At 60.1% G+C, this 12474-nt stretch carries 7 protein-coding genes; 2 read left to right on the top strand and 5 right to left on the bottom strand.

What is annotated here, in order from left to right; translation table 11 throughout:
• Positions 1-75: 75 nt before the first annotated feature.
• Positions 76-1056, top strand: coding sequence for a LysR family transcriptional regulator (locus tag HWX87_RS19785; RefSeq protein WP_176048683.1), 981 nt, complete (start codon positions 76-78; stop codon positions 1054-1056).
• A gap of 97 nt (positions 1057-1153) precedes the next feature.
• Here the strand turns inward: HWX87_RS19785 and HWX87_RS19790 are convergent, their stop codons facing one another.
• From HWX87_RS19790 to HWX87_RS19810, 5 genes are all read right to left on the bottom strand, one after another.
• A complete protein-coding gene (locus HWX87_RS19790) occupies positions 1154-2071 on the bottom strand; it encodes a hypothetical protein (protein WP_176048542.1) in 918 nt (305 codons plus the stop codon).
• A 207-nt stretch (positions 2072-2278) separates the two neighbouring features.
• Entirely contained in the window at positions 2279-3316 is a 1038-nt protein-coding gene (locus HWX87_RS19795; protein ID WP_176048684.1) for a sel1 repeat family protein, read from the bottom strand.
• A gap of 81 nt (positions 3317-3397) precedes the next feature.
• Positions 3398-4705 (bottom strand): sel1 repeat family protein, encoded by a 1308-nt coding sequence (locus tag HWX87_RS19800; RefSeq protein WP_244137715.1) that lies wholly within the window; start codon positions 4703-4705, stop codon positions 3398-3400.
• Positions 4706-4707: 2 nt separating this feature from the next.
• Positions 4708-6732, bottom strand: coding sequence for a phospholipase D-like domain-containing protein (locus HWX87_RS19805; RefSeq protein ID WP_176048686.1), 2025 nt, complete (start codon positions 6730-6732; stop codon positions 4708-4710).
• Complete coding sequence (locus HWX87_RS19810) at positions 6729-9587, bottom strand: type VI secretion system Vgr family protein (protein ID WP_176048687.1); 2859 nt, start codon at positions 9585-9587, stop codon at positions 6729-6731. The genes HWX87_RS19805 and HWX87_RS19810 overlap by 4 nt, the downstream gene beginning before the upstream one ends.
• Before the next feature lie 450 nt (positions 9588-10037).
• Here HWX87_RS19810 and HWX87_RS19815 point away from each other — a divergent pair, with 450 nt between their 5' ends.
• A complete protein-coding gene (locus HWX87_RS19815; RefSeq protein ID WP_176048688.1) occupies positions 10038-12422 on the top strand; it encodes a DNA polymerase II in 2385 nt (794 codons plus the stop codon).
• The last annotated feature ends 52 nt before the right edge of the window (positions 12423-12474 follow it).

The raw sequence follows: 12474 nt of genomic DNA on the forward strand, positions 1-12474 counted from the left end.
TCGTATAGTGAGCGATCGTCCTCGCCTCGGATACGGCGGCCCGGTTATCGCTGCCATTACAGGAACACATCGATCATGGAAGACCTCGACGGAGGACTGGTAAGCGGCTTGCTTGTCCTTGCAGCCGTTGCCGAATCCGGGAGCTTTGGCCGTGCCGCATCTCGTCTTGGCAAGACCCAGCCTGCGGTCAGTCGCGCCATTCAGCGACTGGAGGACCGCCTGCACGCGAAGCTCGTGCATCGCACCAGCCGGCACGTCGAAGTGACGGACGCGGGCCGCGAGCTGTTGTCAAAGGTGCTGCCGTTGCTCCAGGGAATCGAAGAGGCGACCGCCGGCGCCTCTGGCCAGACCTCGATCGTCAACGGAACGCTCCGTGTGGCATGCGATGCCGCGTTCGCCCGCCTGGTGCTGGCGCCGGAGCTGGCCCAGTTCATGAAGGATTACCCTGCTCTACATCTGAAGCTGGAAACCAGGAACGACCTGTCGGACCTCGTCAGCGACGGATTCGATCTCGCCATCCGGTTTGGAGCGCCAACCGTTTCCACTTTGATCTGTCGCAGGCTGTACAGTCCGCGGGTGCTGACAGTGGCCGCACCGTCCTACCTGGAGCAACGCGGTCGACCGAGGTCGCCGCAGGATCTGGTCGACGACGGCCATGAATGCATCCTGGCCATCGATCCGGCTACCGGTCGACCCTTCGACTGGGAGTTCTGGCGTGACGACGAGAAAGTGAAAGTGTCCGTCAGCGGCAACCTGACCGTCACGGATGCAGGAACGAAAATCGGCGCGTGCGTTGCGGGCTTCGGGATCGCTCAGATAATCGACCTCGGAATCGATGCGCACCTGCGTGCCGGCACGCTGGAGCCGATTCTGACGGACTGGTGCGACGAGACGTTCCCTCTTTATGTCTACTATCCCAGTCGAAATCACGTTCCGGCCAAGGTGAGAGCATTCATCGACTTTGTCGTCGGGATGATGCCCGGGCTGCAGTCAAAGGGCGATGGCGCTTGCGAGCGGCCGTCATCGGCCGTGCTCGCAACGTTGCATCGCGAATAGTCCTCTTTCCGACGCACCTCCAGCCAACGGCCCCGAGAAGTCGGCACGCCAGTCGGCCCGCGCGGGATCGCGCGTCGCCCTCCCCCGCGTTCGGCTTCTACGGCGAAGGCATCCCGCGAGGCGTTTCGACAGTGCCGCGGCTCACGGGAGCGTAGAACACGCGGAACCACACCCAATGGGCGACGAAGGCCCCGCCGAGAAGAACGATCGCCATCATCCCGGACAACACGGCCATTCCACGCACGCCGCCAAGCAACTGCAACGCCAGATAGAACAGAACCGCGGTGGATGCCATTGCCGCAAGCGACGCGCCCAGCCAACGCCAGCCGTGCAGTCGAACGAGATCGCGAGGCAGGCCGAGCCTCGCGCCCGCAAAGATCAGCGCCGCGGGAACCACCAACGCGCCAACGTAGCTGAACATCACGCGCATGAGGTCGTCGTCGAAGGTGTCGAGCAGCATCGGCACTGTCTGCGTCATCAAAAGCAGCCATACGCTTGCGAACAGCCAGGCCGCGAGGCCTGCGATGTACCGCGTCGCGTGACCGCGGGGCGCATCGGGTAACGCGTCGTTGCGAAACATGCGCGTGACGAACCACCACGCAAGCCAGGCCACGATTGCATACAGGACGGCACTCACCGGCGGGATGAGCTTCAAGGTGGCCGTCAGATGCATGCCGTTGCCGGCCACGCTCACCACGACCATCTGGATGATGAATATCTGCGCGATCTGCCAGATCAGCAGGCATAACGCGTAGGCCGCCAGCAGCCGTGCGGGGCGACGGAACGCGAGCTGATCGCGTTGCTCGCCGTGCCAGCGAACGATCAGATACACCAGACCGGTTCGAAACACCAGGTTCTGGATGAAACTGGTCAACTGAATAGCCACCATCTGCGAGTCTAGCGAGAACCTCGTCAACTGCACGTAGAGGCCGGAGAGAAACAGCACGGTAATGATGAACGCTGCGACGAGAGCTGCCGCGCCAGGTAGCGAGACGGGCCGGTTGGGTGAATTCATGTGGACTCCGCGGTCGATGTGGTTGTCAGTTGTACGGCGCCAGGCCAATCGGGTGAGGGACGGTAACGCGTCGCGCTTGTGAAACCGGTGTGGTCCGTAGTCAAGCTCGCCGGTTCCTGGTTTCGTGTGTCAGCTTGCGAGCAAGTTTGGTCGGTACATGGCCGTATCCTGCGGCAGGCAGGATGCGATGTTTTCTGGTTGGTCAGTCTATGAAGACTTGTCTGCCGATCCCGGAAGCGGCAGCCCCGTCGCGGGATCGAGATGCTTGGCTTTCGCCATCTTGTCGATGAGTTCGTCAGAGGGCTTCTGCGGTGGCGTGGCTGCATTCTGTTCTTTTTGCCATTGGAAGGTGCCATCCCAAGGGGGAAGCTTTGCGGGTGGTAGGGGAACGATCTTGTCGATGTCGGGGACTTTGGGGTAGCGGCTCTCGTTACTATCGAGAAAATTACCAATCGAACGATAACGACGCGAGCGTTCTGGATCATGTGCAAGCGCAAGGTACGAAAGACGATCTGATGCTTCGCGTCCATTGAATCCGTCTTCGAGCGCCAATGCAGCTTGAGCACTCCCGGCCTTCACACCTCTTTGAAAATATGAAACGGCATCCGAATATTTGGAATCGTTTTTTAAGTTTATCCCCAAATAATTTGCTGCATCTCCATTACCTTGATCGGCTGCGCACTGCCTCATTTGAAGCGCAATCTCGGGAGCTCGATCATGCGGCGCTAGCTGCTCGGCAACATATGTTTGTGCTTCAGGACTTCCCATGTCAGCAGCCTTTCTGAAATACCGCAAGGCCATCTCGGTATCCTGCTTCAAACCATAGCCGACTTCGAGATAGTGCCCGATGTCGTAATACCCACCTGGCACCCCTTCATCAATCAGCTTGGTTGCGAACGCAATCGTCTCTTTTGCCGCGTCAGGCGAACTAGCCAATCCTTGCGAAACGAGCTTCTGTGCATTCGTATTGGCTTTGAAGTGACCGTATGCCGCCGCGATACGATAGTAGCGCGCGATGTCGTTGAAATTCTTCTCTCCCTGCTGCTTCTGAAGGTATCGACCATACTGAAACAGCTTGTCGGCTTCCGGATCGACGGCCGGCAGATAGTTGACCTCGTGCACGCAGGTGAAAGCAAGATTCAGACGTACCGCACTCACGTCAGGCAACGGACTCGTAGCATTCTCGCGCTTCGAGCACGCCGCCAACAGGCACGAAATAAGCAAGACGATAGACGTTCCACGCATGCTCAATCGAGCCTGCTTCGTGTGGCCGTCATCGCGCGAGCGATTGGCCACACAGCCAAACAGCCAAACAGCATGAGTCGATCACGACTGCTCAAGGTACGCAACGAGTTCCCATGCAACTTGCTCGACGTGCTGGCGCGTACCCATCATGCTGTCGAGCACCGCCAGCTTTCTCGGTTCATGCACTACGACGGACGGCAAGGCGTCTCCCTTCAGGAATCGGCGTGTCGTATCGCCAGCCTGACCCGCACCGAGCTTCGCGCACCATACGCCGTCTTCCGGGCAGGATTGGCCGGTGTGTGCAACCGTACCCAACGGCAGACGGGACGCGACGCTTTCAGATTGATCAGTCTGTGAGGTCTTTTCCGTCGATCCTGGAAGCGGTAGTCCCGTCGCAGGATCGAGATGCTTGGTTTTCGCCATCTCGTTGATGAAATCATCCGAAGGCTTCGGCGGCGGCGTAGCTGCGTCTTGCTCCTTCTGCCACTGGAATGTCCCGTTCCACGTCGGGAGCTTTGCAGGAGGCAGCGGAACGATATTGTTGAGATCGGGAACCTTGGGATTACGGCCGTCATTGGCTCGAAGAAATTTTCCGATAACGTTGTATCGGTGAACACGCTCAGGATCGGCGTGAACGTCGAGATTACTTACTGGGTCATTCCCACCATTTGCGTCAAACGCGCTCTCAAGCAAAATCGCCGATTGACTGCTTCCTGCTGCGACGCTCATTTGAAATGCTTTGGCAGCATCGCTGAATTTCTTGTCGATCTGCAGACTCACGCCGAGATAATTCGCCGCCTCAGCATGCCCCTGCTCCGCGGCACATTGAAACATCTGACGAGCGATGTCGGGCGCAGCATCGGCTGGGTCGAGCAAGTTTGCAACATAATACTGAGCATCAGCGTTACCCAGATCGGCCGCCTTACGAATGTACCGGCGCCCAGCATCTTCATCGTGTTGGAGGCCGTAGCCATTGAGCAGGTAGTGGCCAATATCGTAATAGCCACTAGGTACGCCTGCCTTAATCAGTTGCTCGGCGAGATCTACGCTTTCCTTCTCAGCATCAGGTGACGATGTGGCGCCAGACGAAATCAGAATTTGTAGATTGTGGTTGGCCTTGTAATGTCCATGCGCTGCTGCAATCCGGTAGTAGCGAGCGACATCATTGAAATCCTTTGGCCCATCTTTTTTCTCAAGATACCGGCCGTATTGGAATAATTTATCTGCATCAGGATCGAGAGGTGGCAGATGATCGACCTCACGCACGCAGGAAAAAGCAAGTTTCAGACGAACAGCACTCACATCAGGTAACGAATTCATAGCATTTTCGCTCTTAGAGCAAGCTGCCAGTAGGCACAAAAACAGTAGGACGATGGGAGCTCTATTCATGATTAATCGAGCTTGCTTCGCGTGGTCGTAGCTGTTTGAAAGCTAACAATCGAAACGGTAGGCGATTGCGATTTTGAGTTCATAAGCCTTTGATTATTCGAAAGAAGGCTTTTCCAAGAATCATATGCAGACTCCATGTCGTCACCCACTGCATAGGCTCTGAGCATGTCTTTGCCCCCACCCTGCGAGTTTGAGGAAGCCGATCTTGTGTGAATAGTCCACAGTCTTTTCCGAAGTGCCTTGGTTACGTCTCCATTTTCGTGCGCGATGTTCAGCTCACTATCCACCTCCATGCTGCGCGTGTTAACGTTCGCAGACCCATGAGTCGTGAACACATCGTCGATCAGCATGATCTTGCTATGTACATATGTGTTCATCCAATTTCCGGCCGGGGAATCGGGTGCAACCAACGTGCATATTAGCGTCTTGAGCCCAGGAATGTCTCCAGGGATAATTTTTCCCCGCTTGTTGTCATCGATCTTGGCATCCAATTCATTTAATTGCTGCTGCAACTTCTTTTTCTGCGCATCCATTTTTGCGTAATACGACGCCATCTGCTCCGGCGTCCCTGCACCATACACCTTTGCGTTCTGAACGGCGCTGTCCACCCCGTCGATCCGAGTCTGCAAGTCCCAGCGTTGCTGCTGCATCACATCATCGCGCTCCATTCTCGTCACGTTGGGCATCGTGTCCGCATGGCCCAGCGACTCCATCATCCGATACGTCGATACCTGCCCATGGTCCAACGCATCATCGCTGGAATTGGTGACCACGAACAGGTAAAGCGGTCCGTGCTTGCCGATGTCTCGGCCACCGCCGGTCTGCCGGTTGATTGCGGTTTTGATGTGATCGACCAGCGGCGGCCAACGGAAATACTGGTTCTCTATATAGATGTAACGTGTCGCATTATCTGTCGTCTGCTTGTACATCGAACGGATATCACGACGGTTTTCCGCTGCCTGCGATTGGGTCCGCAGAATTTGCGCCCGCAAGGGCGTCCCTCGACTCTTGTCGACAGCGAGGCGTTTGGCGAGTGACCGTCGCGGCGTCGTCAAATCCATGTTGGTCGTGTGTTGCCACGCACGACAGAAATTTACGTTCAGGTGTTCAAGGATTGGCCCGGTCACCATCGCGGACATGTCCTGCCTCGGCGTTGCGCCATTGCGACCGGCGCGCGCATGCATCCGCGCAAACGAATGTTGATCGTCGTCCCAATATGCGTCCAGCGTGTTGTGGCCCATTACGAAGCCAACCGCATGCTCCGGCCATTCATAGTCGACCATCACGGATTTTTGGTGATGCGAAGGCTCGCTGCTAAAGCCGACCGTAACGGCCTCCTCGTTCAGGCTCTTGTCGTCCCGGAACATCATCTCGCGATGGATGATTTCCCAGCGATCCTTCAACGAGAAATCGCGCGTCGCCATCTCGATGCAGGGCAGCCCCGGAATGCCGAGAATCTTGTCTCCTGGCTGTGGCGGAGGCAAACCCGCCGCATGCCGCGCACGCAGTTTTGCGGCGATCTCTTCTTTAAAGTCATCGCGATAAAGCGATGGAGAGACCTTGCGTGCTTCCTTGTACCAGGCGCGGTCGTATTCTCTCTCTGCGTCGTTCTCGTTCTGAAACGCCCGACTTCTTAGCCAGTTCAATCCAGGCGTCGAATTCTCACTGAACTGGGCAACTGCCAGAGAGTCGGCCCAGCACAGAATCCGAACTCGAACGCCTTGCAGCCCCTTCGTAACGAGCAGCTCACCAATGTTCATCGAAGCGACCCCAAGCTCACGCTTGAAGTACATCGACGGCTGGAACCCCCAGCAGATGATGTCGACGCTGTACTTCGCCGCCAAGATGGCGTCATACACGGCCCCGAACGCTTCCCGACCGTTCACGAGCGGCCTGTATGAGCAATCAACCGGATGAAACTCGACGCCCTTTTTCTCGTCGTTGATGTCCACGAACCACGGAAAGGTCGGAGATGCGGTCGAAGTATGGTTGAGCGCCATCGGCGTCGTTATCGTCTTGTCTGTCATGCATCGTCTCCCGACCCTGTACCGAGCAGGTTACTGTACCGCGTTCTGTTCAAAGCTCGATCACCCGGCGGCTCGATATCCGTGGCAGTACTGCTCTCGTGATACTGAAACCCCTGATTCGCAAGCGCACCATTCGCCGCATCCCGATACTCCCCCGGCACCGGAATCTCGTGCTTCACGCCATTGGCCATCTCCAGCGTGTACTTCTGCGTGGTGACCTGATGATCGATCGGCAACTGCCCTGACTTGTCGAACACGCCCTGCTTGACCAGCGCCCCGTCCGCATAAAGCTTGTATGGCATACCCACCGGAACGACACCAGTGGCAGACGGCGAAGCCATCGTATTCAGCATCAACCGCCGCGTCGGCAGATCCTTGAACGCGGGATTGGTCACGTCCATGCTCGTCGGGCCGCTGAACGCATGCTGCGCCCCCTTCACGTCGATTTTGCCCGGTGCATGAATCTCGATGTCGCCGCCTTTGAGCCGGATGTACGCGCCGCCCGACGTCAACAAAATCTCCTGTTGCGCCGAAGCCTGAACCTTCTCCGTAACAGACGCCAGCAACAGCGACTTCTGCGCCGTCACTTCGACATTGTCTGCATGAGTCTGAACCTCGATCTTCCCCTTCGCCGCAAACAGCTTCATCCCGGCGTTCTGCACGAACAGGCTCAGCTTCTCCGTAATGCTGGCAACGAGCGACTTGCCGGTCGCAACGTGCGTGCTTTGCCCGCTGACGATATTGACGTGCTGATCGGCTGCAACGTGCGTCGACTTCTGCGTCGACAGGCCGATGCCCGCAGGCGCGGCAACCAGGATCACGGGCTGCTTGAACGCGCCGGCGTCGCCCGTCCCTCCGCCGGCTGTCACACCGCCACCGCCCGTCGCCCCTGATTCGTTGTGCTGCGCCGCATCGGCAAAGGCCTTGAACGTGTCGTGCCCATCCTTCAGGCTTTCCGCCTTCGACGTTTCGCTCGCCTGCGACAAGCCGTCGAGGATACTCACCGAGCCGTTCAACTGACGCGTCGCCAACGTGGTATCGAGCGGCTGACTGGCGACCGGGTGCGTCGTCACGAACAACCCTCGCCCGGCCCGCAGCGCACCGTAGGCCTCCGAACTCAGATCGAAGCCCTTGCCCAGGTAACTGCCCCGCGTGTTGTCGGTCTGATCGATCAGGTAGCCCAGGTGCAACGCCGCGTTCGTACTGCTGCTGTATAGGTGTACGCGGTTCTGGCCCGTCGAATCGTCCATCACCATCTGGTTGTAGCCGCTCCCCGAGAATTCCTGGGACCGGTAACCCGACAGCAGGGCATTCGAATGCCATCGTGGCTTCGCGCCCCCGTTGTACACCCGGTGCAGCGCAATCGGACGATCGATGTCGTTCCCGATATGGCCAATCAACAGTTCCTCGCCGGCGCGCGGCATGTGCACGCCGCCATACCCGTCGCCGGTATCGGATTGCGCGACACGCACCCAGCACGACGCCCGCTCGTCGCCCTCGTTGTGCCGGTCCCAGATGAACAGCACCTTGATCCGGTTCAGGTCGTCGGTATACGCCTGCTCCCCCTTCGGACCGGCAACGATGGCCGATTCGAGCTTTGCTTCGGGCTTTTTGTGTTCGAGGGGGCTGTGATACGGGACCGACGTGCGCTGCGCTTCGATGGCGACTCGATAGAAACCCGTCGAGCCATCGGCATGCGACACGGAGAACCGCTTGTCCGTGTCGTCCGCATCGGCCTGCTTCACTGCCTGATAGAGGCTATGCGGGTAATTCGCTTCGTGTCCGGAAAGCGGAACGTTGTTGACGATGATCCACTCGACCTCGATCACCGCGAATTCCCGGTGGTCAGCCGCGTCCTGATCATGCTCGGGATGCCCGGTCAGCGTGAACCGCCGCCCCGCATCGATGCGGCGCACGCCGCCGACACCGTCGTAACGCTTGGCCTGCGACTCCCATTCCTCCATGCGGATCTTGCTGAGATGGTCGCCACGCTCCTGTTCGGGGTACGTATAGCCGCCCGTGTATTCATACACCTCGGCCTGCAACGGGAGATCGCCCTGATTGGCCATGGTGGGAACCGATGTCGCCTTCGGATTGGCTGGCGTGGCTGGATTCTTGTAGTCGAACGTTCGGGTCGACAGCAGGACGGACTGCAGCGTCCGGGTTCCGGCCCACTGCGTAAAGGCGTCCACTTCACCACGCACGCTCGCGCGGGAGAAATCGACGGTTGCCGGCGCAAGCGGCTCGAGCGTCTGAAGACGATCGGTGATCACCAGCGTATGCGACTTTCCGTCCTGCGCCTGTTTCCAGATGCCGTACAGGCCCTCGGATTCGAGCAACCGGTGCACGAAATTCCAGTCGGTTTCGTCCTGACGACAGTAGGAGCGTGAAGGCAGCGGTTGCGACAGTTCAAAGCGATACATCCCGCGTGCCTGCGGATGATCATTGAACACATCGGAAATGATCGCGTCGACACTCTTGTCTTGCCAGTGACGCTGGTCGCGGCGGAATTTCAGGAAATGCAGCCACGACGAGAAACTGAGCTGATAACACGCGAGGCCGCCGTCCACGCCGAGTTTTCTCGCGGTATGAACGTAGCCGTGGTGAGGCAGATAGGTCTTGTCGGTCTGCTGAATCCACAGCGTGATGGGCTGCGAAATCAGTGTCTTGAGCTGGACATCGTTCGACGTCGACACGCAGTCGATCATGAACAGGTAATCTCGACCGATGCGGGACTGCCCGAACACCCGGTGCGGGATCAACACGTTACTGCCAAGCGGTGTATCGAGCTTGAGAAGTCGTTCCTGTTGAACCAGCCCTCCCGTGAGTGTCCCGATCATGCTGTGCGCATCCATAGCGCCTCTCTCAGAATTATGTTGTTCTTGACTGACGATTCTACGAATGACGATTCTGTGACGTCAATCGGGAGGAATTCAAATAATTGAAAACTGTAATCGTTCATTCATTCATATGAATGCATTTAGTAATTGCGCCCTGCTGCTTCGCACAACCCATTCGCACCTATATCCCGGCAGCACCGTGACGCTTGGCCATCGCGCGCCGCGCAACGCGAAGCCGCGTCCCGCCGTGATCGAATTCATCGACGGATCGGGCGCGACCGCCACGCTTTCCCGCGCCACTTCGCCGGGTTCGGCGAAGTGACGCGGTACATCGCCCCGGGCATGCGGGTGCTGATGCGGCCATCGTGATGCCCTGATGTCGTGACGCTCCGGCGCCCGGCGCCTGCGGATCCCCCGCCCAAGCGCTAAAATCCGCCGCCTGAGCATCCACGACGAGCAAGCGTTTTGACGGCGTTCGAGCAGGGTTTCATCCTCACCCGCCACTGGCGGGACACCGCATCCGGCATCGAGATCGAGTTCTGGCTGGCAACCGAACACGGTCCGCGCCGCGTACGCTTGCGCCCGCAGGAAGCCGTCGCGTTCATCCCGGCCGAACAGCAGGCGCTCGCCGAACGCGCGCTGGCCGGCGAGCGCGAAGCCGAGCTGCGCCCGCTCGCGCTGCGCGACTTCCGGCAGCGGCCGGTCGTCGGCCTCTATTGCAAGCGCTACCGCCATCTGTCCGGGCTCCAGAAGCGCCTGGCCGCGGCCGGCGTCGACGTCTACGAAGCCGACGTGCAGCCGCCCGACCGCTACGCGATGGAGCGCTTCATCACGGCCTCGGTGCAGTTTCGCGGGCAGCCCGGCCGTGACGGCACGCTGACGGGTGGCGAACTGAAGCCCGCCGACGGCTACCGCCCGACGCTGCGCTGCGTGTCGCTCGACATCGAGACCAGCGTCCACGGCGAGCTGTATTCGATCGCACTCGAAGGCTGCGGGCAACGGCAGGTCTACATGCTCGGCCCGCCGAACGGCGACGCGAGCGGCGGCGCAGGCACGCCGGACTTCGACCTCGACTATTGCGACAGTCGAGCCGCGATACTCGCGCGGCTCAACGACTGGTTCGAAACACACGATCCCGACGCGGTGATCGGCTGGAACCTCGTGCAGTTCGACCTGCGCATCCTGCATGCGCATTCGGAGCAATACGGCATCCCGCTGAAGCTCGGGCGCGGCGGCAGCGTGCTCGACTGGCGCGCGCACGGCCAGCAGCCCGACCACTTCTTCGCGGGCGCGGCCGGCCGGCTGATCCTCGACGGCATCGACATGCTGAAATCCGCGACGTGGACGTTCCCGTCGTTCAGCCTCGAATACGTGTCGCAGGCGCTGCTCGGCGAAGGCAAGTCGATCGACAACCCTTACCAGCGGATGGACGAGATCCAGCGCCGCTTCGATCACGACAAGCCCGCGCTCGCGCGCTACAACCTGAAGGACTGCGAGCTCGTCACACGCATCTTCGACAAGGCCGACCTGCTGTCCTTCGCGCTCGAACGCGCGAGCGTCACGGGCCTCGCGGCCGATCGCACCGGCGGCTCGGTCGCGGCGTTCACGCACCTGTACCTGCCGCGCATGCACCGGCTCGGTTATGTCGCGCCGAACCTCGGCGACGTGACGGGACAGAACAGCCCCGGCGGCTTCGTGATGGATTCGCGCCCCGGCCTGTACGACTCGGTGCTCGTGTTCGACTACAAGAGCCTCTATCCGTCGATCATCCGCACGTTCCTGATCGATCCGGTCGGCCTGATCGAAGGGCTCGCGAACCCCGGCGACGACGCATCGGTGCCCGGCTTCCTCGGTGCGCGCTTCTCGCGCACCGCGCACTGCCTGCCCGATGTCGTACGCCGTGTATGGGAAGGCCGCGACGACGCGAAGCGGCAACGCAACGCACCGCTGTCGCAGGCGCTGAAGATCATCATGAATTCGTTCTACGGCGTGCTCGGCTCGACGGGCTGCCGGTTCTTCGACCCGCGCCTCGCGTCGTCGATCACGATGCGCGGCCACGAGATCATGCACCGCACGCGCGAGCTGATCGAAGCTCAGGGTTACGAAGTGATTTACGGCGATACCGATTCGACGTTCGTGTGGCTCGGCCGCGCACACGGCGACGACGAAGCCGGTACCAAGGGCCGCGCACTCGTCGAGCACGTGAACCGCTGGTGGCACGCACACCTGCGCGACCACTTCGGGCTCGACAGCGCACTGGAGCTGCAATACGAGCGGCACTACCGCCGCTTCCTGATGCCGACCGTGCGCGGCGCGGAAGAAGGCAGCAAGAAGCGCTACGCGGGCCTCTCGGCCACGGCCGACGGCGGCGAGGACCTCGTGTTCAAGGGGCTCGAAACGGTGCGCACCGACTGGACGCCGCTCGCGCAGCAGTTCCAGCGCGAGCTGTACCGGCGCGTGTTCCGGCGCGAGCCGTACCAGGATTTCATTCGCGATTACGTACAGCGCACGCTGTCCGGCGAATTCGACGATCAGCTGGTCTACCGCAAGCGCGTGCGCAGGCCGCTGCGCGAGTACGAACGCAACGTGCCGCCGCACGTGCGCGCGGCGCGGATCGCCGACGAGTTCAACCACGCGCAGGGCCGGCCGTTGCAGTATCAGCGCGGCGGCTGGATCAGCTACGTGATGACGACGGCCGGCCCCGAGCCGCTCGAGACGATGCGCTCGCCGATCGACTATGCGTTCTACCTGAGCCGCCAGCTTCAGCCCGTCGCCGATGCGATCCTGCCGTTCCTGCGGGACGATTTCGAGCGCGTGATCTCCGGGCAGGGGCAGTTGTTCGGCGACTGACGCCACGACGCCACCCCATCCACTCTTGCTGGTTCTGTAACACAGCTGGCTC

The organism is Burkholderia sp. BCC1644, assembly GCF_902833225.1.
Classification (GTDB): Bacteria; Pseudomonadota; Gammaproteobacteria; order Burkholderiales; family Burkholderiaceae; genus Burkholderia.

Coding starts and splice junctions, on each gene's coding strand:
- HWX87_RS19805 (WP_176048686.1), bottom strand. CDS start 6,732: ATGACAGACAAGACGATAACGACGCCGATGGCGCTCAACCATACTTCG.
- HWX87_RS19790 (WP_176048542.1), bottom strand. CDS start 2,071: ATGAATTCACCCAACCGGCCCGTCTCGCTACCTGGCGCGGCAGCTCTC.
- HWX87_RS19810 (WP_176048687.1), bottom strand. CDS start 9,587: ATGGATGCGCACAGCATGATCGGGACACTCACGGGAGGGCTGGTTCAA.
- HWX87_RS19795 (WP_176048684.1), bottom strand. CDS start 3,316: ATGCGTGGAACGTCTATCGTCTTGCTTATTTCGTGCCTGTTGGCGGCG.
- HWX87_RS19800 (WP_244137715.1), bottom strand. CDS start 4,705: ATGAATAGAGCTCCCATCGTCCTACTGTTTTTGTGCCTACTGGCAGCT.
- HWX87_RS19785 (WP_176048683.1), top strand. CDS start 76: ATGGAAGACCTCGACGGAGGACTGGTAAGCGGCTTGCTTGTCCTTGCA.